26 protein-coding genes and 1 tRNA gene are annotated in these 25,223 nt (G+C 65.2%); 14 read left to right on the top strand and 13 right to left on the bottom strand.

Annotated elements, in window-relative coordinates; all coding sequences use genetic code 11:
- Positions 1 to 10: 10 nt before the first annotated feature.
- The 6 genes from rqpR to U5A52_RS07855 all read right to left on the bottom strand — a co-directional run bounded on the left by rqpR (position 11) and on the right by U5A52_RS07855 (position 5,753).
- Entirely contained in the window at positions 11 to 667 is a 657-nt protein-coding gene (gene rqpR / locus U5A52_RS07880) for a response regulator transcription factor RqpR (protein WP_321907401.1), read from the bottom strand.
- Entirely contained in the window at positions 664 to 1,629 is a 966-nt protein-coding gene (locus U5A52_RS07875; RefSeq protein WP_321934432.1) for a sensor histidine kinase, read from the bottom strand. The genes rqpR and U5A52_RS07875 overlap by 4 nt, the downstream gene beginning before the upstream one ends.
- A 417-nt stretch (positions 1,630 to 2,046) precedes the next feature.
- Positions 2,047 to 2,817, bottom strand: a complete 771-nt coding sequence (locus U5A52_RS07870) for a ferredoxin--NADP reductase (protein WP_321907404.1) — start codon at positions 2,815 to 2,817, stop codon at positions 2,047 to 2,049.
- A 660-nt stretch (positions 2,818 to 3,477) separates the two neighbouring features.
- Positions 3,478 to 4,122 (bottom strand): LysE family translocator, encoded by a 645-nt coding sequence (locus U5A52_RS07865; RefSeq protein ID WP_158756696.1) that lies wholly within the window; start codon positions 4,120 to 4,122, stop codon positions 3,478 to 3,480.
- Between the two features lie 132 nt (positions 4,123 to 4,254).
- Positions 4,255 to 5,055 carry an endonuclease/exonuclease/phosphatase family protein gene (locus U5A52_RS07860; RefSeq protein ID WP_321907407.1) on the bottom strand — a complete coding sequence of 267 codons (801 nt, stop codon included), beginning with the start codon at positions 5,053 to 5,055 and terminating at the stop codon, positions 4,255 to 4,257.
- Between the two features lie 68 nt (positions 5,056 to 5,123).
- The gene (locus U5A52_RS07855) at positions 5,124 to 5,753 is read right to left on the bottom strand and encodes a hypothetical protein (RefSeq protein WP_321934431.1); all 630 of its coding nucleotides are present in this window, start codon (positions 5,751 to 5,753) and stop codon (positions 5,124 to 5,126) included.
- 386 nt (positions 5,754 to 6,139) lie between these two features.
- On the opposite strand from U5A52_RS07855, the gene U5A52_RS07850 reads away from it, so the two are divergent.
- From U5A52_RS07850 to U5A52_RS07840, 3 genes are all read left to right on the top strand, one after another.
- On the top strand, positions 6,140 to 6,457 hold the full coding sequence (locus U5A52_RS07850) for a DUF4148 domain-containing protein (protein ID WP_321934430.1): 318 nt from the start codon (positions 6,140 to 6,142) through the stop codon (positions 6,455 to 6,457).
- A 189-nt stretch (positions 6,458 to 6,646) separates the two neighbouring features.
- A complete protein-coding gene (locus U5A52_RS07845; protein WP_321934429.1) occupies positions 6,647 to 7,753 on the top strand; it encodes an NAD(P)/FAD-dependent oxidoreductase in 1,107 nt (368 codons plus the stop codon).
- Positions 7,754 to 7,958: 205 nt separating this feature from the next.
- Complete coding sequence (locus tag U5A52_RS07840; RefSeq protein ID WP_028203157.1) at positions 7,959 to 8,270, top strand: high-potential iron-sulfur protein; 312 nt, start codon at positions 7,959 to 7,961, stop codon at positions 8,268 to 8,270.
- 70 nt (positions 8,271 to 8,340) lie between these two features.
- On the opposite strand, the gene U5A52_RS07835 is transcribed toward U5A52_RS07840, so the two are convergent.
- Positions 8,341 to 9,855, bottom strand: a complete 1,515-nt coding sequence (locus U5A52_RS07835; RefSeq protein WP_321907412.1) for an amidase — start codon at positions 9,853 to 9,855, stop codon at positions 8,341 to 8,343.
- Between the two features lie 182 nt (positions 9,856 to 10,037).
- Positions 10,038 to 10,736, bottom strand: coding sequence for a dienelactone hydrolase family protein (locus U5A52_RS07830; RefSeq protein ID WP_321907414.1), 699 nt, complete (start codon positions 10,734 to 10,736; stop codon positions 10,038 to 10,040).
- A gap of 266 nt (positions 10,737 to 11,002) precedes the next feature.
- On the opposite strand from U5A52_RS07830, the gene U5A52_RS07825 reads away from it, so the two are divergent.
- Together U5A52_RS07825 and U5A52_RS07820 are read left to right on the top strand one after the other, a co-directional pair.
- Positions 11,003 to 12,169, top strand: a complete 1,167-nt coding sequence (locus U5A52_RS07825) for a nitronate monooxygenase (protein ID WP_321934428.1) — start codon at positions 11,003 to 11,005, stop codon at positions 12,167 to 12,169.
- A 569-nt stretch (positions 12,170 to 12,738) separates the two neighbouring features.
- Positions 12,739 to 13,884 carry a branched-chain amino acid ABC transporter substrate-binding protein gene (locus tag U5A52_RS07820; RefSeq protein WP_321907416.1) on the top strand — a complete coding sequence of 382 codons (1,146 nt, stop codon included), beginning with the start codon at positions 12,739 to 12,741 and terminating at the stop codon, positions 13,882 to 13,884.
- Between the two features lie 115 nt (positions 13,885 to 13,999).
- Here the strand turns inward: U5A52_RS07820 and U5A52_RS07815 are convergent, their stop codons facing one another.
- The gene (locus U5A52_RS07815; protein ID WP_321934427.1) at positions 14,000 to 15,220 is read right to left on the bottom strand and encodes an MFS transporter; all 1,221 of its coding nucleotides are present in this window, start codon (positions 15,218 to 15,220) and stop codon (positions 14,000 to 14,002) included.
- A 149-nt stretch (positions 15,221 to 15,369) separates the two neighbouring features.
- On the opposite strand from U5A52_RS07815, the gene U5A52_RS07810 reads away from it, so the two are divergent.
- The 3 genes from U5A52_RS07810 (at position 15,370) to U5A52_RS07800 (ending at position 18,246) form a co-directional block, all read left to right on the top strand.
- Complete coding sequence (locus U5A52_RS07810) at positions 15,370 to 16,047, top strand: HugZ family protein (protein ID WP_321907418.1); 678 nt, start codon at positions 15,370 to 15,372, stop codon at positions 16,045 to 16,047.
- A 414-nt stretch (positions 16,048 to 16,461) separates the two neighbouring features.
- The gene (locus U5A52_RS07805; protein ID WP_069265202.1) at positions 16,462 to 16,770 is read left to right on the top strand and encodes an H-NS family nucleoid-associated regulatory protein; all 309 of its coding nucleotides are present in this window, start codon (positions 16,462 to 16,464) and stop codon (positions 16,768 to 16,770) included.
- 294 nt (positions 16,771 to 17,064) lie between these two features.
- A complete protein-coding gene (locus U5A52_RS07800; protein WP_321934426.1) occupies positions 17,065 to 18,246 on the top strand; it encodes a cation diffusion facilitator family transporter in 1,182 nt (393 codons plus the stop codon).
- A 65-nt stretch (positions 18,247 to 18,311) separates the two neighbouring features.
- Here U5A52_RS07800 and U5A52_RS07795 read toward each other — a convergent pair whose 3' ends face one another.
- The 3 genes from U5A52_RS07795 to U5A52_RS07785 all read right to left on the bottom strand — a co-directional run bounded on the left by U5A52_RS07795 (position 18,312) and on the right by U5A52_RS07785 (position 20,151).
- A complete protein-coding gene (locus U5A52_RS07795; RefSeq protein WP_174479506.1) occupies positions 18,312 to 18,782 on the bottom strand; it encodes an Lrp/AsnC family transcriptional regulator in 471 nt (156 codons plus the stop codon).
- A gap of 77 nt (positions 18,783 to 18,859) precedes the next feature.
- On the bottom strand, positions 18,860 to 19,492 hold the full coding sequence (locus U5A52_RS07790; protein ID WP_321907423.1) for an exonuclease: 633 nt from the start codon (positions 19,490 to 19,492) through the stop codon (positions 18,860 to 18,862).
- 14 nt (positions 19,493 to 19,506) lie between these two features.
- Positions 19,507 to 20,151, bottom strand: a complete 645-nt coding sequence (locus U5A52_RS07785) for an MBL fold metallo-hydrolase (protein WP_158756708.1) — start codon at positions 20,149 to 20,151, stop codon at positions 19,507 to 19,509.
- Between the two features lie 785 nt (positions 20,152 to 20,936).
- On the opposite strand from U5A52_RS07785, the gene U5A52_RS07780 reads away from it, so the two are divergent.
- The gene (locus U5A52_RS07780) at positions 20,937 to 21,536 is read left to right on the top strand and encodes a septal ring lytic transglycosylase RlpA family protein (RefSeq protein ID WP_321934425.1); all 600 of its coding nucleotides are present in this window, start codon (positions 20,937 to 20,939) and stop codon (positions 21,534 to 21,536) included.
- 155 nt (positions 21,537 to 21,691) lie between these two features.
- On the opposite strand, the gene rsmI is transcribed toward U5A52_RS07780, so the two are convergent.
- Entirely contained in the window at positions 21,692 to 22,594 is a 903-nt protein-coding gene (gene rsmI, locus U5A52_RS07775) for a 16S rRNA (cytidine(1402)-2'-O)-methyltransferase (RefSeq protein WP_321934424.1), read from the bottom strand.
- A gap of 37 nt (positions 22,595 to 22,631) precedes the next feature.
- Between rsmI and U5A52_RS07770 the strand changes: the two genes are divergently transcribed.
- The 5 genes from U5A52_RS07770 to U5A52_RS07750 all read left to right on the top strand — a co-directional run bounded on the left by U5A52_RS07770 (position 22,632) and on the right by U5A52_RS07750 (position 25,107).
- Positions 22,632 to 23,108, top strand: coding sequence for a YraN family protein (locus tag U5A52_RS07770; RefSeq protein WP_415773666.1), 477 nt, complete (start codon positions 22,632 to 22,634; stop codon positions 23,106 to 23,108).
- 113 nt (positions 23,109 to 23,221) lie between these two features.
- Positions 23,222 to 23,809 (top strand): phosphoheptose isomerase, encoded by a 588-nt coding sequence (locus U5A52_RS07765; protein WP_233878971.1) that lies wholly within the window; start codon positions 23,222 to 23,224, stop codon positions 23,807 to 23,809.
- A gap of 28 nt (positions 23,810 to 23,837) precedes the next feature.
- Positions 23,838 to 24,617 (top strand): BON domain-containing protein, encoded by a 780-nt coding sequence (locus tag U5A52_RS07760; RefSeq protein ID WP_321934422.1) that lies wholly within the window; start codon positions 23,838 to 23,840, stop codon positions 24,615 to 24,617.
- Positions 24,617 to 24,964 carry a c-type cytochrome gene (locus U5A52_RS07755; RefSeq protein ID WP_321934421.1) on the top strand — a complete coding sequence of 116 codons (348 nt, stop codon included), beginning with the start codon at positions 24,617 to 24,619 and terminating at the stop codon, positions 24,962 to 24,964. The genes U5A52_RS07760 and U5A52_RS07755 overlap by 1 nt, the downstream gene beginning before the upstream one ends.
- A gap of 67 nt (positions 24,965 to 25,031) precedes the next feature.
- A tRNA-Ala gene (locus U5A52_RS07750) sits at positions 25,032 to 25,107 on the top strand.
- Positions 25,108 to 25,223 lie beyond the last annotated feature (116 nt).

The following is a 25,223-nucleotide window of genomic DNA, read 5'->3' as shown; positions in this document are numbered from 1 at the left end:
TCGGCTGGGATCAGGCGCTGACGGTAGGCGAGAGGTCGACGAGCCGGTTGCTCATCACGTAGAAGGTCAGCTCGGCGTTGTTGGTGAGCTTCATTTTTTCGAGCAGGCGCGTGCGGTAGACGCTCACCGTCTTCACCGAAAGCGAGAGCGCGTGCGCGATGTCGGTGAGACGTTTGCCTGAGGCGAGCATGCACAGCGTCTGGTATTCGCGGTCGGAGAGCTTCTCGTGCGGCAGTTGTTCGCCGTCCACCAGCACGTAGTCGGCGAGTGCTTCGGCCATGGCCGGGCTCACGTACTTGCGGCCCGCGGCGACCTGCTGGATCGCCCCGATCATCTGCGCGGCGTCCACCGTCTTCGAGAGATAGCCCGCTGCACCCGCCTTGAGCGCGCGCACCGCGTATTGATCCTCGCGATACATCGAGAACATCAGCACCGGCACGCGCGGCGCCTTTTTCTTGGCGCGCTTGAGCACCTCCACGCCGTTCATGTCCGGCAGCGAGATGTCGAGCAGGACCACGTCGCACACATGCTTTGCGATCGCGGCGAGCGCTTCGGCGCCCGTTTGCGCCTCGATGACCTCGGTGGCGATGCCGCGGTCGAGCAGCAGCTGGCGAACGCCCTGGCGCACGACGGCATGGTCGTCGACGAGCAGGATGCGATGGGTCATGAGCGGGCGCCTTCTTTCATAAGGAGGGGCGAGGCGGAATGGGAGACGGCAAGCAGCGCGTCCCAGGCAAAGCGCGCGCGCACGGTCGTGCCGCGCTGGGGGGCTTCGTGCTGTGCGCCGTCGTGAACCGCGCGCGCGAGGCCGCCCTTGACGGCGCGCAGCGAGCCGCCGAAGGCGGCGCAGCGCTCGCGCATGCCGGCGAGGCCGTAGTGACCGGAGCGGGCGTCGCGTTTTTCGGTGCTGCCGTCGTTCTGACCGTACGCCGGGTTGCGGCGCGTGCGGCCGGCGCTGCGCACGAGGCCGATGCCGTCGTCGGCGACGGTGAGCGTGAGGTGGCGCGCGGTGCTTTCGAGCCGCACCTCGGCGCACGTGGCCTGCGCGTGGCGCGCCACGTTGGCGAGCGCTTCCTGGGCGACCCGGAACACGGCGAGCGCGGCCTCGGCAGGCAGACGTGCGAGGCGCGCGTCGTCGCTGGCGTTGGCCACGCGGGCGGCGAGGCCCGTGCGCGCGGCGAAGCCTCGCACCCAGCCCGAGAGCGCGGGAGCAAGGCCCGCATCGAGTTGCGGCGCGTGCAGGCCGTCTAGCACGTGGCGCATCGCGCCAGTCGCGGCTTCGAGCGAGCGGGCCACGAGCGCGAGCGCCTCGGCGCATTGCGGCGGGGCGTTGGCGGGCAGCCAGGTGTGAACGTTGGCGAGCGCGAAGTGCGTGGCGGCGAGCTCCGCGCCAACGCTGTCGTGCAGGTCGCGCGCGAGACGGTGGCGCGCGGCTTCGTCGGCGTGAATGGATTGGGCGGCGCTGCGGTGGGACAGCGTCCTGTCGAGGTCTTCGAGCGCGGCCACCGTGGCCGCTTCGTCGGCGGCGGACCACGCGAGGAAAGCGAGAACGTCGACGCCATGAGCGGCGCGCGGCGCATCGCCGGCAGGCGTGCGCGCGTTCGGCGCGGCATATCTCGACGTTTCCATCCATCCCCCGTTCAGGAACCGGTTCCTGCTGTCAGACATCCGTCGGTATTGGACTCTCCGGCGTGACGGCAAACAGCACGGCGCAGCGTAACGAAATTTACAACCAGTAACAACCTGGCTCTGCCCCTGGACACGGTGCAGTGTATCCAATGTTGCGCTGCGATAATATCTTAAAAATAAAAAAACTTCAGGCTGGACAAGGGTTAGCGACAAAACCTCAGGTGTAGCATGAGGTCGCAGGTCTTTGTCATGTAGGAAAAATACTGACAGGAAAGGTATCGTATTTGTGTGACAACTGTAACTGCCTTCTCGGCAAATCCTCGACAAAATAAGGGGCCAAATTAAAGCGCGCGGGCGAAAAAAAACCGGAGCGCAAGGCTCCGGTTTTTCGAGTCGCGGGCGACGAGGGCGCGGCGCTCAGCCGACGAACGCCTTTTCCACCACGTAGTGCCCCGGCTCGTTGTTGCTGCCTTCCTTGAGGCCGGCCTGTTCGAGCAGCTCGACGGTGTCGCGCAGCATGTGCGTGCTGCCGCAGAGCATGATGCGGTCGCGCTCCGGCGAGAACGGCGGCAGGTCGAGGTCTTCGAACAGCTTCTTCGTGTCGATCAGCTCGGTGATACGACCGCGGTTGTCGAACACTTCGCGCGTGACGGTCGGGTAATACACGAGCTTCTCGCGCACGATCTCGCCGAGGTATTCGTGCTCGCGCAGCTCTTGGGTGATGAAGTCCTTGTACGCGAGTTCGTCGACGAAACGGCAGGTGTGCGTGAGCACGATCTTGTCGAAGCGGTCGTAGATGTCCGGGTCCTTGATGATCGACATGAACGGGGCGAGGCCCGTGCCAGTCGAGAGCATCCATAGCACCTTGCCGGGCAGCAGGTTGTCGGCCACCAGCGTGCCGACGGGCTTCTTGCCGATCAGAACCTTGTCGCCGACCTTCAGATGCTGCAGGCGCGACGTGAGCGGGCCGTCCGGCACCTTGATGCTCAGGAACTCGAGATGCTCTTCATAGTTCGCGCTCGCGAGCGAGTACGCGCGCATCAGCGGCTTGCCGTCCACTTCGAGGCCGACCATCGTGAACTGGCCGTTGTCGAACCGCAGGGCCTGGTCGCGCGTGCAGGTGAAGCTGAAAAGCGTGTCGGTCCAGTGATGGACGCTCAGAACGGTTTCTTCGGTGAATTTGCTCATGGTTCCTGAAGTGCGAAACAAGCGCCGCCTGACTGCGGCGATCCTGCCGGCCTGCTGTCCAGTACAGCGTAGTCTTTGACGATATGCCCGGGACCCGGATGCGCGAGTCCCTGTTGTGTTGCCAGTTCGCTTCGCTGCGAACGAAGCGCAATCCGCTATTTTACCGCGCTCGAGCCGCGAAGACCTGCGTGATCCCGCTCGATCCCGCTTGTCGATCCGCCTGAACCGGGTTGGGTTCCCCAAGCGCTGCAAGGGAGGGTGGCTCGCTGCGGCAGTGTGTGCTGGCTCCCGCACGCGGGCGCACCACGTATCGGCGCGCATCGGCGGGGTCTGCTGGCGACGGCAAAAGGTGGCGGCGGGGTCAGCCGCGCGCTCACGCGGGCCCGCGCTGCACCTTGCCAAGACCCGCGAGAGCGGGTTTGTGCCGCTGGCAACGCGCGCCAGATCCCGATCAGGCGACCGGCGCGTGCGAATTTTCGGCTAGATGATACCGGAAGCTCTGACAGCCCGCAGCATTGACCCTGTTGGCGGGGCAGTTTCGGCGCCACTTTTAGGCGCCGATGCGTGCGTAATGGCGCCATTTTCGACGCTGCAGCAGTGGTGCGGCAGTGCGCCGCGGCGCGTGAAATGCATGAGGCGCGCGAGACCTGTGACCGCGCCCTAGCGGTCGGCCGCGAGCTTCACGCCGAGCCCGATCAGCGCGGCGCCGCAAAACGCGTCGATGGGACGGCGCAGGCGGCGGTAGCCGCGCTGGGTGCGGTCGTCGGCGAACAGGAAGGCGAGGCTGCAATGCCAGCCGAACGACATCGTGGCGACCGTGGCGAGCGCGACACCGTAGAACCACAGCGGCGGGTGCGCCGGAAACACGGCCGCGAATACGCTGGTCCAGAACACGCACGACTTGGGGTTCGTGAGGCAGGTAATGAGTCCGGCGCGCCAGGTGCGCAGCCAGGCGCGCCGGTCGGCAGGCGGCGGCGGTGCGACGACGGCTTGCGCCGCGGCGGCCAGTTCGCGCCGCACGCCCGAGCGCAGCAGCTTGAGCCCGAACCAGACGAGATAGAGCGCGCCCGCCACGCGCACGCCGTTGTAGAGCCAGCCAATGTGCTGCAGCACGGCCGCGAAGCCGAGCATGGCGAGCGCCGCCCAGAGTGTGGAGCCCACCCCGACGCCCGCGGCCGACGCTACGCCGAGGCCCCGTCGGCCGGCGAGCGAAAGCTGCGTGACCATGAAGAAGTTCGGGCCTGGGCTGATGAGCGCAAACAGATAGACGACAACGATCTGCAGCAGCGTGGCGAGGTAATGCATCTGAGGACACCTGACGAAACGCGCGGCGCGCGCGACCCGACATCTTAGCGTGGGCTCGCGCGGGCCGCTGGCCGCGATCGGGTGAGTGTCGCGCGGATGCTTCGGCTTGGCGGCGCGCCCAGGTTCAGCGCGTCAGTCTTCGAGGCGCAGGCGTGCCATGTACGGCAGGTGGTCGGAGAGCCAGGCGGTTTCCTGCGCGGGCTGGATCAGTTCGACGGGCTTCAGGCCCCGCACGAACATCTTGTCGAGCGCAAGCGCTGGGGAGAACGCCGGGAAAGTGCGCGCCGGTTCGCCAAGCAGCGTCGCGACTTCCTGCAGGCCATGCTCGGCAAACAGCGGCACGGAGTCGTTGCGCCAGTCGTTGAAGTCGCCCGCCAGCACGAGCGGCCCCTGCGGCGCCTCCTTCACGATCCAGTGCGCGATCCAGTTCATCTGCCGCAGCCGCGCGCTGCGCGTGAGCGCAAGATGCGCGCACAGCAGCGTGACGGACTGTCCGGCGACGTTTGCGCGCGCAACGAGCAGCCCGCGACGTTCGAAGCGGTGCGCGGAGATGTCCCAGCGTCCGCCCAGATCGAGCGGATGCGGCGAGAGGATCGCATTGCCGTGCCGCCACGACGGCTTGAACACGTTGGGCCCGAGGGCGATCTGCAATTCGAGCGCGGTGGCGATTTCGGTGGCCTGGCAGTGCCAGACGTCGTCGAGCGGGTCGCCCAGCTGCGCGCCGAAGGCGGAGGCCAGCACCGGCTGCGGCAGGCGGCGCGCCATCGCTTCCTGGAGAAACCAGGCGTCGGCGTGGGTGGACTGCACCCAGCGCCGCATGGCCTCCCAGGCCTCGAAGCCCAGCGGCGAGCGGCCCTTGTGCAGATTCCAGCTCACGGCGACGAAGTCTTTGCTCTGCGAGGTGTCGATGAGCGGTTGTTCGGGATTTCGCATGCGTTTTTTCTAACGGATTGGGTCACGCCGGGTCGTGCTTAGCCTCTGCGCGTTCTCACTGTGCGGTATCACTGCGCGGACGCGGACGGCGGCGCCAGCGTTGCGCGCACCCGGTACGCAAGCGAGGGGTTCTGGTCGACGATCTGCCAGCTCACCCATTGCCCGTCCGGCACGATCAGTCCCGGATGGCTCGCATTCACCTGGCGCGGCTGCGGCGGCAGCCGGCAGCCTTCGGGCGTGCTCGGCGCGGCGTCGGTTTCGAGCGTTTCCTGCGCGTCGATCGACAGGATGACCTGGTTCGCGCGCACCTGCAGCGGCGAAACGGTGATCGTGCGCGACAGATCGATACTGCCTGCCGGCTGGTCCTTGCAGCCCACGCTGTGCGAGACGACCTTGTGATGCGTGTCGGTGTGCGCCTGGCCGATCGAGGTCGTGGCATTGAACGCGTCGATTTGCTGGCCGTCGCGCATGACTTGCAGTTCCCACTGCACAGCGCCCTGCGTAACAGGTGCGGTTGCTGGCGCCGCAGCAGACGCAGCAGACGCAGCAGACGCAGCAGACGCAGCAGACGCAGCGGAGGCGGTTTGCGGCGGGGGCGGCGGCGGTGAGGCCGTCGGGGCTTGCGCCGGCGCGCACGCGCTTGTTCCCGCGAGGGCGGCGAACAGCGTCACGGCAAGGCGATGTTTCCACAACTTCATAGGACTGGCTCCGTGCACGGCGCCGCGCGAAGCGACAGTGTCGGCAACGCTACGGTGGGGCGGATACGTTCTGACCATCGATCCTATACCGGGTTCGCAAACGCCGGACCGCAGCAGTTCACCCAGAGATGGGGACGCGGCGGGCACGCTTCAACCGTGGCGCACCGAGCGATTAGTTAATGAAGCGCAACAACCATAAGTCATATGGGGTGATTCGTCACAAATTGTTGTCGTGGCTGCAACGCAGACTTGTTCCTTATCGGGATGGTTTTTCGATAGCTCGTGTTTACACTGGCTTCGACGTGTCCAACACGTTGTTCGGAATCCGCCGGTTGGCCAGCATCTGTTGCAAAGCTTGCCGGGCATCGCTTCGAAGGAACCTCGCCATGAAGACGTCCGTCACGCTTGCTGCCCTGCTGGTCAGCGCCACCACCGTCCTTGCCGCCGCGCCCGCATTCGCGAGCGGCGAGTCGGCGCCTGCAGCGGTTCAATCGCTGTCCGTCGCGGCCGTCGCCACGAACACCGCCCCGAAGACGCGCGCCGAAGTGAAGGCCGAACTGGCCAGCGCCCGTGCTCACGGCGGCGAACTGAGTCTGGACCCGAATTCCCCGGCGTATCCGCAGCAATATGCGATGGGCGGTTATACCGCGCCGCGCGAGCAGGTCGCGGCGGGCTTCTTCCACGTTCGCGGCGCCGCCAACTGACGCTCCAGCTGCCGCGTTCTTTGTTCCCTTCCGCTCTTTCCAGGCGAGAGTCTGGCGTAGCCTCGCCGCCGGGCAGCGTACAATTTTTGTCATACGGCGGCGCGATTTTTGCGCCGCTGGCCCCATGGCAGAGAGGATCGCGACGCAGCCGGCCAGTCTGCCGGCGCGGCGAAGGCGGGACGCAGGGACATGGACCAGATCGAATGCGTGGTGATCGGCGCGGGCGTGGTCGGCCTCGCCGTAGCGCGTGCGCTTGCCGCGCGCGGGCGCGAGGTGATCGTGCTCGAAGCCGCCGAGGCTATCGGCACCAGCACCAGCTCGCGCAATAGCGAGGTCATTCACGCCGGGCTCTACTACCCGCGCGGCTCGCTCAAGGCAACGCTCTGCGTGCGCGGGCGCGAAATGCTCTACGAGTACTGTGCGTCGCGCAACGTCGCGCATGCGCGCTGCGGCAAGCTGCTCGTCGCCACGGCGGCGAACCAGATTCCGCAACTCGAGGCGATCCGCGCGCGCGGCAAGGAAAACGGCGTGTTCGACCTCACGCGCATCAGCGGGAGCGAGGCGCTTGCGCTCGAACCGGCGCTCGAATGCGTGGCCGCCGTGTACTCGCCGCAAACCGGCATCGTCGACAGCCATCAGCTCATGCTCGCGCTGCAAGGCGACGCCGAGCGCGACGGCGCCGTGATCGCGCTGAAGTCGCCGGTCGAGTCGATCGATGCGCTCGGCGGCGGGTTCACCGTGAGGACGGGCGGCGACGCGCCGATCGACATCCGCGCCGCCTGCGTGGTCAACAGCGCGGGCCTTTACGCCACGAAGCTCGCCAAGCGCATCCGCGGGCTCGACGCGCGCCACGTGCCGCCGTTCTATCTGGCGCGCGGCAATTACTTCAGCGTTTCGGGGCGCGTGCCGTTCACGCGCCTCATCTACCCGATGCCCAACGACGCCGGCCTCGGCGTGCATCTCACGCTAGACCTTGGCGGCCAGGCGCGCTTTGGCCCCGACGTCGAATGGATCGATGCGATCGATTACGACGTCGACCCACGCCGCGCCGATTCTTTCTACGCGCAGATCCGCACCTACTGGCCCGCGCTCCCCGACGGCGCGCTGCAGCCGGCCTACGCGGGCATCCGCCCGAAACTCTCCGGCCCGGGCGAAGCCCCCGCCGACTTCATGATCCAGGGGGCGGCGTCGCATGGCGTGCGCGGGCTCGTGAACCTGTTCGGCATCGAGTCGCCGGGGCTCACGGCGTCGCTCGCGATCGCGCAGCGCGTGTGCGAGATGGCTTCGTTCGATTGATCGGTGGGCGCGTCATTGCCGCCCAAGCGGCATCATGCCGCTGACTTATCTCCGGCATTGCAGCGCCACCGGGGCTTGCTTCGTTGTTAAGCTTCTTCGCGACGCCGCCACCAGAGCGGCTCAGAGGCATGCGCGGCGTGCGCCACACGAAAGTCGCCGCGCGAAAACCCAGCGAATGAATCGCCACAATACTGGAGTGAGTCACATGAAATCGTCCCGCCGCAGCTTTCTGATTACGAGCATCGGCGTCGCTTCGACGCTCGCGCTTTCGCGCCAGGCCTTCGCCGACGCGCCCAAGGCTGCCGAATCCGATCCCACCTCCCAGGCGCTCGGCTACAAGCTTGACGCGACCAAGGTCGACAAGGCGAAGTTCGCGAAGTACGCCGCCGGCCAGGACTGCAGCAACTGCACGTTCTACCAGGGCAAGGCCACCGACGCGTTCGCGCCGTGCCCGATGTTCGGCGGCAAGCAGGTCGCGGGCAAGGGCTGGTGCAGCGCCTACAACAAGAAGGCGTGATGAAACGGCGCGGGCGGCGCAGCGCGTAGACCCCACACGCCTGACTGCCCGCGCGTCGTCCGTAAGCGCGCTAGAGTCGCGCCTGCAGCAACGGCGGCCGGCGGTTGAACCACGGCCGCGCCGCCTCCAGTTGCGCAGCGAGGCGCAGCAACAAGGCGTCGTTGCCCTCGCGGGCGGCGAACTGAACGCCAATCGGCAGCCCGCGAGCGTTCCACGCGAGCGGCACCGACATCGACGGCTGGCCCGTCAGATTGAACAGCTCCGTGCACCCCGCCCACGCGAACGCCTTGTTCGAGGCTTCGGTCAGCAGCTTTCTCATCAGTACTTCCATCGGCATGGCCGTGACCGCGCGCATCTGGATGCGCTCGCTCTGGCTCGGCTTCAGTTCGCCGATCTTCACCGGCGGCGCGGCGAGCGTCGGGCACAGCAGCACGTCGTAGCGCTTCATCAGGTCGGCGAGCTGCGCCGTGATGCGCTGCTGCACGTCGAGTGCCGCGGGCAGCTCGCGCTCGCCGAGCTTCTGGCCGACGTGCGCCATGGCCCACGTCGAGATCTCGAACTCGCGGCGGCGCGGCTTCGTGCCCGTGATGTCGTCCGCGTGCAGCACGTACTGTTCGGCCACCACCGACCACAGCATGAGGAACGCCTCGCGCGCCTCCGCGTAATTCACGGGCAGCGAATACGGCTCCACGCGGTGGCCGAGCGAGGTGAGCAGGGCGGCGGCATCGTCGAGCGCGCCGCGCACTTCGGGCGAGAGCGTGTCCGCGAACATCGGCTCGGTCAGCAGCGCGACGGCGAGCGGCTTCGAGCCGTCTAGCGGCGTGCGCGCGGCGTCGAGGAAGGTGCCGGGCGCACCGGCAGGCAGCGCGGGGTCGCCGGCGATCAGGTCGAGCATGAGCGCGCTGTCACGCACGCTGCGCGAAACCGCGAGATCGACGCCGAGCGCACCGGGCGGCGGCGGCACGTCGGACGCCGGCTGGAACGCGCGCGACGGTTTGAAGCCGAAGAGCCCGCAGCACGACGCCGGGATGCGGATCGACCCGCCGCCGTCGGACGCGTGCGCGAGCGGCACGATGCCCGCCGCGACCGAAGCGGCCGCGCCGCCGCTCGAGCCGCCGGGCGTGTGATCGAGGTTCCAAGGGTTGCGGCACGGGCCGAACAGCTCGGGCTCGGTGTACGGCATCTGCCCGAGTTCGGAGGCGCTCGTCTTGCCGAAGATGTTCAGGCCCGCAGCGCGAAATCGCGCGACCACGGGCGCATCGGCGGTAGGGATGTAGTGGCGGTAGTGGCGGCTGCCGAGCGTCATGCGCAGCCCGGCCACCGCCGCGCCGAGGTCCTTCACGAGAAACGGTACGCCTGCGAGCGGGCCTTCGGTTAGCGCGTTCACGCCGTTGCCGGACGCCTCGATGCGCAGCGCACGCTCGCGCGCGGCCTCGTAGTCCTTGAGGACGATGGCGTTGATTGCGGGATTGGTGGCTTCCGCGCGGGAGATGGCGGTGTCGAGCAGTTCGCGCGCGCTCACTTCGCGGCGGCGCACGAGATCGGCGAGGCCGATGGCGTCGTATTCCAGATAGTCGGACTGCAAGGCGCGCACTCCTCGTCGTCGGGTTGGGGCTGGGTTTGCTCGAAACGGGCAGCGTACGCAAGGAGTGTAAGCGGGCGGCGCGTTCGCCGGGTGTGTCGTTGCGCGCGCATCGACGCATCAACGCGCGCGCATGACGACAGACGGGCGGCGGCAAGACGGCCGCCGCCCGCGAGACAACGGTATTACAGATGCTCGGCGAGGAAGCTCAGCGTGCGGCCGTGCGCGAGCGCCGAAGCATGCTGGTTGTACGACGCGCGCACCGAGCAGTTGAAGCCGTGATCGGCGTTCGGGTACAGGTGGAATTCGGCGTTCGGACGGCCCGCGAAACGCTCCTTCACCTGGCCCACCGCCGAGAGCGGAATGCCGTGATCGAGTTCGGCGTAGTGGAAGAGGATCGGCTTGGTGACCTTGTCGGCGAGGTCGAGCTGATTCTGGATGCCGCCGCCGTAGTAGGACACCGCTGCATCCACCGAGCCGCTCGCGGCCGCGAGATAGGCGAGACGCCCGCCGAAGCAGTAGCCGATCGCCGCGACCTTGCCCGTGCACTCGGGCAGCGCGCGCAGCGTGGCCGCCGTCGCGGCGATGTCCTCGACCACGAGATTGACGTCCGTCTTCTGCATCAGCGCGATGCCGCGGTCGCGGTCCGCGCCCACGTATTCGAGCTCGACGCGCGGGGCCGCACGCCAGAACACGTCGGGGGCGATCGCCACGTAGCCGTCGAGCGCGTATTGCTCGACGACGTCGCGGATGTGCCCGTTCACGCCGAAGATTTCCTGCAGGATGACGATGCCCGGGCCCTTGCCGCCCTTGGGCAGCGCGAGATACGCGCCGAAGCTGTCATTGCCGGCGGGAATGTCGATCCATCTGGTCGAAACGCTCATGTTGTTTCTCCGTCTTCATTAAGGAGTCGTGCAATGCGCCGCGGTGGGCTGGCCGTGTGCAGGCAGCGGGTCAGCGCGCCGCCCGCGGCGCATCGCGAAATCGGGGAGCCAGTTTGCCATAGGCCCTTGACCCTCTGCAGCGCAGGTCAATCTCGCAAGCGGATCGTAATGATCTCGATTATTCATTTTTCGGGCAGGCGGGGTTTGGCTAGAGTCGGGAGCGATTTGCATCGTCACGCCTCATTCAGCCAGACAAGGATCGCGTCATGAATTCTGTTCCCGCGTTGCGCACGTCGCCCGACTTTTCCACCCCGTTCAGCCGCCGGTTCGGTTTGCGCCTGCCGCTCGTGCAAGGGCCGATGGCGGGCGGTCCGACCACGCCGGCGCTCGTCGCGGCGGTTTCGAACGCGGGGGGACTCGGCTTTCTCGCTGGGGCGGCGCTTGCGCCCGAGAAGATCGTGAGCGAAGTCGCCGCGATTCGCGCGCTCACGGACAAGCCCTTCGGCGTGAATCTCTTCGTGCTCGAGCCGGCGAATCCCGACGACGCCACGGTGCGCCGCGCACTCGAAGCCATCGATCCGGTGGCCGCGCACCTTGGCCTGCCGCCAGGCGAGGCGCTCGCACGCTACGCGCCGGACTTTCGCGCGCAGCTCGAAACGGTGATCGAGCTGCGCGTGCCGGTCGTGAGCTTTACGTTCGGCCTCTTGCCAGCAGCCGACGTCGCGCGCCTGCACGCGGCGGGCAGCTACGTGATGGGCACGGCGACGCACGTGGCCGAAGGTCTCGCTTGGCGCGACGCGGGCGCGGATGCCATCGTCGCGCAAGGCGCCGAAGCGGGCGGCCATCGCGGCACGTTCATCGGCGAGGCGCCGCACGCGCTCGTGGGCACGATGGCGCTCGTGCCGCAGCTTGTGGATGCGGTGGATGCCGCCGGCCTGCCCGTGCTGGCGGCGGGCGGGATCATGGACGGGCGCGGCATCGTCGCGGCGCTCGCGCTGGGTGCGCAAGGCGTGCAGATGGGCACCGCGTTTCTTGGCAGTGCGCAAAGCGCGATTCCCGCCGACTGGAAGGTGCGGCTGCGTGCATCGACGGATACGGCGACCTCGGTTACGCGCGCGATCACCGGGCGCCACGCGCGCGGCATTCGCAACGCACTCATGCAGCAACTCGAAGCGAAGCCCGAGACGGTCGCGCCGTACCCCGTGCAGAACGCGCTCACGCAACCGTTGCGGCAGCACGCGGCGCGCGCTAACGACGGCGATTATCTTTCGCTGTGGTCGGGCCAGGGCGCACCGCTCTCTCGCGCGCGCGAGGACAGTCTCGGCGCAGGCCAGATCGTCGAAGCGCTCGACGCCGAATGGCGCGCGGTGCTCGGCAAACTCAGCGGCGAAATCAGTGGCGAAATCAGCGGCAAACCCAGTCACGAATCGTGAGGCACGTAGCCGCATGAGATGGGCGCGGGCAACGCATCGGCATCCGAAATTAATCGAATACTTACTTGAACCGGCACGCGTCAAAAACGCGTGCCCGGCAGCAATACAACTCGCAAACGTTATCGCGAATGCGAGGGATTTTCATATCGTCGTAATGCGTCCTGGTGTATTCCCGGAACGCGTGCGCTAACACACCAATAACTCCCGTCAAATAATCTCAAAAATGATTCGCGCCGCGCGCCTCAGGGAATCTCCCAATAATTGGATCCAAAGTCGGGATGCCTTATTACATAAGCCTTGCGGTCGATTGATCAGGGTTTCGAACTGTTGTTGCAGGACGCATATTGGTACTCGCACCAATATCTGAAAAAAGTCCCCCAAATTAATTTGATCACCTACACTTGCGCGCAAGTATGGATGGGCGGCCCGCCATGAACGGGTCATTCGACATACTGGCCAGGTGCATCAAGGATGCATCCTGCGTGGTCGTCCGCACGGGGAGCGACACGTTCGGGGCGCGGGAGCACTGGGCGATTACGTAGCTTTTGGGTTCGAAACTGGAGACTTACATGAATATCAAGCTTCACAAGCTGTTGCCGATCAGCGCGGCGGCCATGCTGGCAGCGTCGTTCGCAACGGTGTCGAGCGCCGACGAAACGATCAAGATTGGTCACGTCGCGCCGCTTACGGGCGGTATTGCGCACCTCGGCAAAGACAACGAAAACGGCGCACGTCTCGCAGTCGAAGAGATCAACGCGAAGGGCCTCACGATCAACGGTCAGAAGATCACGCTCGTGCTCGACGCACAGGACGACGCAGCTGACCCGCGCACGGCTACCCAGGTTGCGCAGAAGCTCGTCGACGACAAGGTCGTTGCCGTTGTCGGCCACTTGAACTCGGGCACGTCGATCCCGGCATCGAAGATCTACAGCGATGCGGGCATCGTGCAGATCTCGCCGTCGGCCACGAACCCGGCCTACACGCAACAAGGCTTCAAGACGACCTATCGTGTCGTGGCGACCGACGCCCAGCAAGGCCCGGCGCTCGCGAACTACGCGGCGAAGAACCTGAAGGTCAAGACCGTTGCCGTGGTCGACGACTCGACGGCTTATGGCCAGGGTCTCGCGAACGAATTCGAGAAGACCGCCAAGGCGCTCGGCATGAACGTGGTGTCGCATGACGCGACCAACGACAAGGCCGTGGACTTCCGCGCCATTCTCACGAAGATCAAGGGCGAAAACCCCGACGCGATCATGTACGGCGGCATGGACGCCACCGGCGGCCCGTTCGCGAAGCAAGCCAAGCAGCTCGGCCTGCGCGCGAAGGTGCTCGCGGGTGACGGCGTCTGTACCGACAAGCTGGCCGACCTGGCCGGCGACGCGACCGACAACATCGTGTGTTCGGAAGCCGGCATGGCGCTCGAAAAGATGCCGGGCGGCAAGGAATTCGAAGCCAAGTTCGAGAAGCGCTTCGGCCAGCCGATCCAGATCTACGCACCGTTCACGTATGACGCCGTGTACATCATCGTCGACGCGATGAAGCGTGCGAACTCGACCGATCCGGCCAAGATCCTCGCCGCCATGCCGACGACGGACTACAAGGGCGTGATTGGCGAGACGACCTTCGACTCGAAGGGCGACCTCAAGCACGGCGTGATCTCGCTGTACAACTACAAGTCGGGCAAGAAGTCGCTGCTCGACGTCGTGAAGATGTAAGTCGCGTTTCGCGATTTCGCTCACGCGATTGGAAAAGCCCGCGGGTTTCGGCCCGTGGGCTTTTTTTCGTCCGGAGTTTCGCGTGACGCTTGAGTCGATGCGCCGCGTTGCGCTTTTAGATCCCCAGCCGCCGCAACACCTTCGGCCCCGCAAATGCCACGAGCGCCGCGCACAACGCGACGACGGCGAGCCCGACCGTGAGATTGGTCACCTGCGTAATGCCGCCGATCACCACCGGCCCGAACAGCAAGCCGAAATACGCGATGCCCGCCACGTGCGCGAGCCCTTCGGCTGCGTGGATGCCTTTCACGCGCGCGGCGGCCGCGAACAGCACCGGCATCATGTTGGCGAGGCCGAGGCCCATGAGCGTGAAGCCCGTGAGCGCCGTGAACGAGAACGGCAGCAGCAGCGCGCCGATCATGCCCGCGCATGCCAGCGAGGCGCTCGCCATCACGAGCTGCGGCGCGCCAAAGCGTGCGCGCACGGCGTCGCCGGCGAAGCGCGCCGCGGCCATGCCGCCCGAGAACGCCGCGTAAGCTGCGCTGGCGAGGGCAGGCGTTGCGAGCACGACGTCGCGCATATAGACCGTGGCCCAGTCATACATCGCGCCTTCGGCGATCAGCGCGATGAGCGCGATGGCGCCAAGCGCCCACAGCGCGGGCGTGCGCCAGCGGTTGCCGGTTTTCGCGTGCTCGCCGTGCGTGGCGTGCGGCACATGCGGCAGGACGGCCGGGCACGAGACAAAGAGCACGAGCGCCGCAAGCGCCGACGCCAGAAAGAGGTGCAGCGCCGGCGCCATGCCGTGCGCGAGCAGCGCGCCGCCAATAGCCGCGCCCGCCATGCCGCCCAGGCTGAACATGCCGTGCAGCCCCGACATGATCGGCTTGCCGACGGCTTCTTCCACGGCACTCGCTTCGGCGTTCATGGCGACGTCGAGCGTGGCCATGCCCACGCCGAAAAACGCGAGCACGACGATCAGCATCCAGTAGTACGGAACCACCAGGATCAGCGCGCCGCACACGGACATCGTGAGGCCGCCTGCGAGGCACGCGCGTCGCGAACCCACGCGCGCGATCCAGCCGCCGATGGTCGTCATCGCCGCGATCGAGCCGCCTGCCACCGCGAAAAGCGCATAGGAAAGCAGCGCCGCGCTCAAATGGAACTTGTCGCGCACGGTCGGCACGTGCACGCCCCACGACGCGTACATCATGCCGGCGATGAAAAAGAGCGCCATGGTCGCGATGCGCGCACGATGACGCGTGGCGGCGGGCAGCGCCCGATGGTGGGCGGCGGGGCTCGCAACGGAGATGGCGGGATCGGTCGTTCGGTCGGACACGGGAATTCCGGGCAGAAGGAAGAGAGGAGACCAGGAAGGCGTCTGAAAGCAAACGATGATTCTAACGAAGGTGCGACTCGGCTGTCGGAGCGCGTTTGCCGAGGCAACTGCTCTAATATCGAGAGGATCCGCCGTTCGAGGACGCGCCCTTGAAGATTCCTGCCCACGCCCCGCTGCATTTGCTGCATCAAACGCCCACCGGCACGCTCGCCACGCACTCGCGCGAGCCGCGCGGCTTCCCGTATCCCACGCTGCTCCCATTCGCACCCGACGCGCGGCACCGCCCGGTGATCCTCGTGAGCCGCCTCGCCGAGCACACGCGCAATCTGCTCGATGACCCGCGCGCGGGCTTTCTCGTCGCGCACGCGCCGGACGCCGACGTGCTGAACGCGCCGCGCGCCACGCTGCTCGGCCGCTTCGAACCGGTCGATGCTGCCGACCGCGAAGCGAACGAGGCGCTGGCGCGGCGCTACGTGCGCTATCACCCGGACGCCGAGCGTTATCTCGCACTCGGCGACTTCACCTTCTGGGTCATGCAGATTGAGCGGCTGCGTTATATCGGCGGGTTTGGCGCGATGGGCTGGATGGAGGGCGCCGATCTCGACACGCTGGAGCCACTCGCACCCGCCGACGAAACCACGCTGATCCGCTTTTTCGAAGCCCACCCCGCGCGCCGCGCCGGACTCGATCTGGCAGGGGTGGACCGCTACGGCGCCGATCTTGTGATCGACGGCGCGCGCACACGCTTCGTTTTCGATGCGCCGCAGTTTGATTTGCAAACCTTGCATGCGGTGCTAGCGGACTGCATTGAGCGCCATATGCCCTGACGGGATTTTGTGTTCCGTGTGGGCGTTATCCGCCCGTGTATATAGCGTGTCGTCTCATGCTGCTTCGCAGCAACCCGTTTCTGTCCCCGTTGATTGGCTCAAAGTTGTCATGGGATGAAATGTTTGACGTATTTCAAAGCATTTAATTTTCATCCGCTGCTAATTATGAGATGGGGATTTATCTGGCAAATGCGAGATTTAGTAAAAATACCGATTTGCACGAAATGACAATGAGTTAGACGCTTGCTGGAAGCGACAGGATTCGAAATTTGGTTTAAATTATTTTTATTCCTTACGCGCATCCCGGCATTCAATTCTGTGTTAATCTCGCCACCGATTTCCGAGGCGCGCATCTATCAATCGGCATACTGGCGCGAGATCAGTAGCCATTAAGATCAAACCACAAGGGCACCTATGTCTTCCTACAAGGAACTCCTCGCTCAGCGAGAAAAGCTGGAAAAGCAGATTGAAGAGGCGAAGGCTCGCGAATATGCCGAGGTCCTCGACGAAATCAAGCAGAAAATGGCCGACTACGGCATCACCCTGGCAGAACTCGGTGGCGGCCGCGCCAGCGCCAAGGCCGCAAAGGCAGCCAGCCGCTCGCGTGCAAGCGTCGCGCCGAAATACCGCGATCCCGACAGCGGCAGCACGTGGTCGGGCCGTGGCAAGCCGCCGCGCTGGATCGCCGGGCAAGACCGCGATCGTTTTCTGATCCAGAAGTAAATCAACTTGTCAGCGGCGCGTTTGAACGCGCTGCGCATGAGTCGAAGCAGAAGCGGAATCAGGCAAGGTATCGCCTGATTTCCGAAAAAAAGAAGCCGCGCAGTCCGGGGACGCGCGGCTTTTTGATTTTCTGCACCGCGCCAGGTGGGAACGCGCAGTACCCACGGCTTGAATGAGAATGCTTCTTGGTATTGTAGGCATCTGATTTAAAAGAGATTTTTAGGGGAATCCATAAAATCGACGCATCCGGTCGCTACAATCGCGGTTATTCCCTAATTTGCTCTCTCGCCGCGCATGACTGCTTCCGTCGCCCCACCGTTATCAGATAAACACGAAGTCGCGCGCCGGACCACGTGGGTCAGCGTTGGCGTCAATAGTGTTCTGGTGGTGCTGCAAATCGTCATCGGCGTGATTGCGCATTCGCAGGCGTTGATTGCCGACGGCGTACATTCACTGGCCGATATTGTTTCCGACTTTGTCGTGCTGCTGGCCAACCGGCATAGCGGCGCAAAGCCGGACGCCGATCATAACTACGGCCACAGCCGTTATGAAACGGTCGCGTCGTTATTCCTCGGCGCATTATTGATTGCGGTGGGCGTGGGCATGCTGGTGCGCGCCGGCACGCGCATCGTGAATCTCGGCGATATTCCGGCGCTGCACGTGAGCGCGCTGGTCGTTGCACTCCTCGTGCTGGTTTCCAAGGAAGGGCTCTTTCGCTACATGCTGCGCGAGGCGCAGCGCGTGCGCTCGGCCATGCTGATCGCCAATGCGTGGCATGCGCGCTCGGACGCGGCTTCGTCACTCGTGGTGGCGATCGGTATTGTGGGCAGTTTGGCGGGCGTGCGGCTGCTCGATCCGATCGCGGCGGCCATTGTCGGCTTTATGGTCGCGCGCATGGGCTGGGTGTTCGGCTGGGACGCGCTGCAGGATCTCTCCGACCGCGCGCTCGACGAAGCCGCGGCCGCCGACTTGCGCGCGCTGCTGATGGGGACGCCCGGCGTTCTCGACGTGCACGAGATGCGCACGCGCAAGACCGGCGACCTCGCGCTCGTGGATGCGCACATCCTCGTCGATCCGCTGATTTCGGTTTCGGAAGGGCATTACATTGCGGAGACGGCGCGCGCTCGCCTGCTCACCGATCCACGCGTGCTCGACGCGCTGATACACGTCGATCCCGAAGACGACATGCATGTGCGCTCCGTGGCCAATCTGCCGCCGCGCGACGACGTGTCGGAGCGCTTGCGTAATGCGCTGGCGCAGCACGACGTGCATGTCGAAGCGGTGACGCTGCACTACTTGAGCACGGGGCTGGAAATTCAGGTGGTGCTGGCGGCGGCCGACGACGCGCGCCGCCTTGCCTCAGTGGACCTGGATGCGCTGCGCGTGCGCGTGGGCGCGAGCAAGCTCGACGTGATGCAGTCGCTCGATGCACACGGCACGCTGGCAACGCACGACAAACCGCGCGAGACAGATTGAATCGCGAATCGCGAATCGCGAAGAGTAAGCGGCGCGGCAAAAAACACCGCCGCGCCTTCGCGGCTTCAAAGCGGCAATTGCGTGTCGAACTTGATTTCCCGCAGCACGACGCTCGTGCGCACCTGCGCCACGGCGGGAATGCGGAAGATGCGCTCGTGCAGGAAGGCGTCATAGGCCTTGATGTCGGGCGCAACGATCTTGAGGATGTAGTCCGATTCGCCCGTGGTGCTGTAGCACTCGGTGACTTCGGGGCAGGTGGCGATCTCGCGCTCGAACGCTTCGACGCCGCCTTCGGTATGTCGCGTGAGATGGATATGCGCGAGCGCGCAGACGTGCAGGCCCAGCTTCTCGCGATCGAGCAGCGCCGTGTAGCGCTGGATCACGCCCGACTGTTCCATGTCCTTGATTCGGCGCCAGCACGGCGTGCTGGATAGCCCCACCTGGTCGGAGATTTCCTGCACCGAGCGGCGCGCGTCGAGCTGCAGCAGGCGCAGGATCTTCTGAGAGAACGTATCGAGTGTCAACTGCGCCTCCATTGCGTCGCTGTATTCCTGAATGTTAGAGGCCAGGAGAACAGAACGCAATGCGAAGCGCAAATGATGAGGGAGATTACCTAATTTGCCGGAGCGCTCGCGGCGTTTTGCCCTGAGTCGTCCCCATCAGCGGCGAGCGCGGCTTGCTGCGCGCGCAGGTCGGCCAGCATGTTGCAGAAGAGGGCGCCTTGCTCGATCGCGTCGTCGAGCGCGACGTGCGTGTGCGGATGGTCGTCGAACCAGTGCTTCGGAAAGCGCGGCTTGATGCACTTGCGGTACGGCAGGCCCGTCATCGCGAAGGCAAGCGTCTTGATGTCGAGCGCCGACCACGAGAACGGGCAGCGCCCGGCGAAGCGCATCATGTACCAGAACATGAAGGTGAAATCGAAGCCCGCCGGCATGGCCACGAACACGGGCTTGCCGGGCAGCGCCTCCACCCATTCCACATAGGCGACGAGCGCCGCCGCCGGATCTTGCAGATCCTTGCGGCAAGCGGCCCAGGCCTCGGGCTGCGTCTCCCACCAGGCGGCCTGCACCGGGTGCGGCGCGGCGCCTTCGAGCATCTCGAGATTGGCCGAGAACGTGGCGATCAAACGCTTGTCGGCGGTGTACGCCGCCGAAGCGAAACTCAGCATCGAGTGCGGGCCGGGAATGGGACCATCGGCCTCGACGTCGGTGCTGACGTAAATCTCCTCAATGGCAGCTTGATTCATCGTACTTTTCACTCTCATCCAGGTACGCCATCTGCGACGTAGGGGTTGGAGCGGCGCTCCTCGCCGAATGTCGAAACCGGGCCGTGGCCCGGCACGAACGTGACGTCGTCGCCGAGTGGCCAGAGCTTTTCGCGGATCGAACGAATCAGGTCGGCATGATTGCCGCGCGGAAAGTCCGTGCGGCCGATCGAACCCGCGAACAGCACGTCGCCCACCGTGGCGACCCGGTGCTTGCGGCTAAAGAAGATCACATGACCCGGCGTGTGCCCGGGGCAGTGATAGACCTCGAGTTCTTCGTCGCCAAAACGCACCGTGTCGCCGTCATGAAGCCAGCGCGTGGGCTCGAACGCCTCGGCGTGACCGAAGCCGAAGCGCACGCTCTGCTGCGGCAACTGATCGATCCAGAAGCGCTCGTCTTCCTGCGGTCCTTCGATCGGCACGCCGAACTTTGCAGCGAGCGCCTTCGCGCCGGCGCAATGGTCGAGATGGCCATGCGTGAGCAGCACCTTTTCCAGCTGCACGCCCTGGCGCTCGATCTCGGCCTCGATGCGCTCGAGATCGCCGCCCGGATCGACGACGGCGGCACGGTTCGTCGTTTCGTCGACGAGCAGCGAGCAGTTTTGCTGGAACGGCGTGACGGGAATCAGCGTGATTTTCATGCGGGGTTCGTGGGCGGTTTTGTGCGACTTAGGTCTTGCGGAGCGCAAGCCGCGGCGCTTCGAAAGCGACGGTGCGCGTCGGTGGCCACAGCCAAAGGATCGATTGTACCGGGGTGCAGGAAGCGCCGCCGACGCTGCTCGCGGTGGCCTGAATCCCTTGTCAGACAAGGGATGCGGCGGCGCAAGACAAACGGCTTTGTTACATCAATAGTGAAAAATCATGGAGTTTTGTGGGGCATCGGCGTGACAGGAATAACTTTTGGGTATAATGCGATCCATCACGCACGGAATTCGTGCTTTCAAAGGGCGGTGTGACCTTCGCAAAAAAAGAGGTCGCGTACACCGCCGTCAAGCAGTGCTGTCGTTGAAGACGGGCCGAAGAAGGCTGCCTTACAACAAGATAGCAAATCAGGTGTCGAATCCGTTCGACGCCGCACGTCTTGCCCAGCCAGGTGCCACGCGCCTGCAACGGCCTACATGCCGTGACGCTGGGTGGGGCCTACGCCGCCGTTCCTGTGCGCCGAGAGTTTCCGGCGCGCCTGAACGAGTTTCATCGTTCGATGGCGGCATGTGGGGTCTGGTCAGGCTGCCGGGGACAGGTTGCGCCAGACGTGAAAGATAACTAGCGGTTAGCGGCTAAATAGGGCTGCATCCGGGCATTGGCACGCGTTCGCCTTTTTCATTCCAGGCGAGCGATGGCGTAGCTTTGCCCGCGACCGCCGAAGCCTTTCCGACAACGCGCACACATGGCGCGGGACAGGCTTCGAACACGTGATGGCAATGTTATGAACCTTAGACTGACTCGACGAAGACTCGGGAGTCTCGCAGCCGTGTCCATTCTGGCCGGTTGTGCCATGCCGCCTGCCCAGCAGGACCAGGCATCGAGCGACGCTCTTCGCACGAAGGACGCCGCCTTCACCGCGCCGCAGGGCTACGGCTCCGCGCTCGCCGCGCTGCCCGCGTCGGGCACCGCCAAGGACAACTCGCTCGCGAACGCCGATGCGATCGACGAGAACAGCCCGGACGTTCACTCGTTCCACCAGACCGGCCGCGCCTCGTGGTATGGCCGCGCGTTCCACGGCCGCCGCACTGCGAGCGGCGAGCGCTTCAATATGAAGGCGCTCACCGCTGCGCACCGCACGCTGCCGCTCGGCTCATACGTGCGCGTGAGCGTGCCCGGCACGTCGAAGTGGGTGGTGGTGAAGATCAACGACCGTGGCCCGTACGCGCGTGGCCGTGTGCTCGACCTCTCGTATGCCGCTGCCAAGCTCCTTGGCGTGCAGCACGCGGGTACGGCGAAGGTGGACATCGAAGGCCTCACGCGCCAGGAAGCGAAGGCCGCGCAAGCGGAGATGGTTGCTGCGAACTCGAGTATCGACAACTAAGCGTGTTCGTTTGGGCGTGGCGCTGAGTGCGCCGCGACGCGCCTGAGACTGAACCGCCTTGTAGCGTTGGATGTATATACGAAGGGCCGCCTGATTGACGCAGGCGGCCCTTCGGTTTTTCTGGCTCGTGTTTTTGGTTGTAATCGGCTGGCGGCTCAGTCGTCCGCTTCTGCCTCGCCTTCACCCTTCAATTCCAGCGCCCGCGCGTAGAGCGCGTTACGCGACGCGCCTGTGAGCGCCGCCGCGATCTTCGCCGCGCCCTTCACCGGCACTTCCTGCAGCAGCACACGCAAGAGCGCGTCGTGATCGGCTTCGCCTTGCGCCTGCTCGCTCGCGCCTTCCACTGCCAGAACGAACTCACCGCGCTGATGGTTTGCATCCGCAGCGAGCCACGTTGGCGCTTCGGCCAGGGTGCCGCTCCAGAGCGACTCGTGTAGCTTCGTCAATTCGCGGGCGATGAGGATGCGGCGCGCGGGGCCGAACGCATCGGCGAGCGACTGCACGGTTTCGACGATGCGATGCGGGGCTTCGTAAAACACCATCGCGTGCGTATGCGCGGCGAGCGGCTGCAAAGCGGCTGCGCGTTGCTTGGGCTTGGGCGGCAGAAAACCGAGGAACGTGAACGTCGACACCCAGTCGCCGGCCGCGGAAAGCGCCGTTGCGAGCGCGCTTGCGCCGGGCAGCGGCACGACGTTCAGGCCGGCGGCGCGCACGGCGTCTACGAGCTTGGCACCCGGATCGGAAATGCCGGGCGTGCCCGCGTCGGAAACACAGGCCACGCGCTCGCCCGCGCGCAGAAACTCGATCACGCGTTGCGCCGCTTCACGCTCGTTGTGCTCGTGCACGGCGACGAGTGGCTTCGAAATACCGTAGCGCGCGAGAAGCTGGCCAGTGTTGCGCGTGTCTTCGGCGGCGATGCGATCGACGAGACCGAGCACGTGCAGCGCGCGCAAGGTGATGTCGGCGACATTGCCAATGGGCGTTGCCACGACGTACAGCGTGGCGGCCGGATACTGCTGGGCCTGTGCGAGTTCGAAGGGGGACGAGAGGGACGTCATGACACGGAACGCGCGAATGCAGGAAAAGAGGCCGACATTGTGCCACGCGGGCGCGAACGCACCCGAGCGAAGCGGCGCGAACGAACGCGTACGCGCAGACAACTTTAGTGCGCGAGCGCAGTCGAATGCCAAACGCCGCGCGACAGGTGCGCGTTTCGAAGCGCATGCGCTAGCGTTTTTGCGGCGCGAAGGGTTGGAGCTTGTCGCGCGCAACGTGAATTGTCGAGGTGGCGAACTCGATCTCGTGATGCGCGAGCGAGACGGCACGCTGGTGTTCGTGGAAGTCCGCGCACGCGCGCGGCCGGAATTCGGCGGCGCGGCGGCAAGTGTGGGGTGGCGCAAACAGCAGCGCGTTCTGCGCGCGGCGCGCTACTTTCTAGCGACGTGGCGACCCGCCGATGCAAGTGGTGAAGTGCTGACGGCGCCCGCGTGCCGCTTCGACGTGATCGCGTTCGAGAGCGGCCGGCTCGTGTGGCTGCGCGACGCGTTTCATGCAGAAGCCCACGACAGCTAAAACTGAGGCAATAAAAACAAGGGTGAAAATGAACGCCCTCGAGTGCGCTAAACTTGCGGCACGCCGCGATATGCGGAAATTCTGCGATACCCGCAGTACAGATTAGAGAGTCGATGTCCGTCGAACGCATTCAACAGCACTTCCGCGATAGCGCAGCCATTACGCTCGCGGCCATGGAAACCCTGGCGGTCCCAATTGCCGCCGCGGTCGATACGATGTTCGCCGCGCTGGCGAACAGCAACAAGATCCTTGCATGCGGCAATGGCGGCTCCGCTGCCAACGCCCAGCAACTCGCCGCCGAACTGATCGGCCGGTTCGAGCGCGAACGCCCGGGCCTGCCAGCGCTCGCGCTGACCACCGACGCCTCGGTGCTCACCGCCGTTGCCAACGACTACGCGTACGAGCAGGTATTCGCGAAGCAGGTGCGCGCGCTTGGCCAGCCGGGCGACGTGCTGCTCGCCATCACGACCTCTGGAAACTCGGTGAACGTGCTGGCCGCCATTCAGGAAGCGCACGAACGCGAAATGGTCGTGATCGCGCTGACCGGCAAGGGCGGCGGCGACGTGAACAGCGTGCTCGCCGATACCGACATTCAGCTGTGCGTGCCGAGCGATCGGACGGCGCGTATTCAGGAAGTGCATCAGTTAACACTCCACTGCCTGTGCGATGGCATCGACGCGATGCTGCTGGGCGAAGACTGACACCGTAAGACGAAGAGAGGGGAAGTTGATGAGCAGATACGGCATGACGCGCGCGCTGGCACGGACCACGCTCACGATCGGCTTCGCAGCCTCGCTCTGCGCAAGCCTGCAGGGCTGCTTCCTGGCGCTGGCGGGCGCGGCGGGCGGCACGGCGCTGGTGGCAACCGACCGCCGCACGGTAGGCTCGCAAACCGAGGACCGCGAGATCCAGGTGAAGGCGCTGGCCGATCTCGGCAAACAACTGCCCGATACGGCGCACGTGAACGTGGCGGTGTTCAACCAGCGCGTGCTGCTCACGGGCGAAGTGCCTGACGACGCCTCGAAGCAGAAGGCCGAGAGCATTGTGCGAGCCGTGACGAATGTTGGTTCGATCGTGAACGAACTGGCGGTGCAGCCGGCTAGCTCGTTTTCCTCGCGCGCGAACGACTCGTACCTCGAAGGACGCGTGAAGGCGGAACTGATTGCCTATAAGGACATCTCCGCGAACAATTTCAAAGTGGTGAGCGAGCGCGGCACGGTTTATCTGATGGGGCTTGTGACGCCCGGCGAAGGCAACATCGCTGCCAACGCGACCGCCGGAGTGATGGGCGTGACGCAGGTGGTGAAGTGCTATCAGTACATCGATCCGCAACAGGCGGTGGCGACGGCGGCTGCGGCCAGTGCGCCGGCGGCGGCGCCTGCCGCCGATGCACCGACGGTGGGAGCGGTGCCGGATTCGGGGGTGACCTCGCAGCCTATTGAGCACCAGGCGCCCGCGCCAGTGACGAATTCTTCGGCTACGCGGCCGGGGAATACGGGGGCTATGTGATGCGAGGTTTGGTTGGTGGTTTTCTTGCGGCGGCGGTGGTTGCTGGGGCGGGTTTTGGAGTCGCTTCGCCGGCTTTTGCTGCTGTCGCGGATGGGTTGAAGGTGGCTCAGGCTAATGCTTGCATGGGGTGCCATGCGGTGGATCGCAAGCTTGTTGGACCCTCGTTCAAGGATGTCGCTGCGAAGTACAAGGGCGATGCTGCCGCGCAGGCCAAGCTGGAGAAGAAGGTGCGGGACGGTGGGGCTGGGGTTTGGGGGGCTATTCCTATGCCCTCTCATCCTGGGATGAGCGCTGGAGATATTCAGTCCGTTGTGGGCTGGGTGCTCGCTGGGGCGCCTTCGAAGTAGGTTTGCGCGGGGTCAAATTTGACGCTTGGCAAAACTGATTTTGTGTGGGTAGAATCGGTAGTTCGTTGGGGCGGTAGCTCAGCTGGGAGAGCGTCGCGTTCGCAATGCGAAGGTCGGGAGTTCGATCCTCCTCCGCTCCACCAACGGATTTGTCCGAAGAAAGACAGGAAGGTCCAAAGAACCCCGTAAGATCAAGGCTTACGGGGTTTTTTGTTGTCCTATAATGGGAGGTCCGATCCACGAAAATCCGGCGATATTT

The organism is Paraburkholderia sp. J8-2 (assembly GCF_905220195.1).
GTDB lineage: Bacteria > Pseudomonadota > Gammaproteobacteria > Burkholderiales > Burkholderiaceae > Paraburkholderia.
The sequence above is the reverse complement of the archived record's forward strand: the minus strand, read 5'-3'. Positions and strand labels throughout refer to the sequence as shown.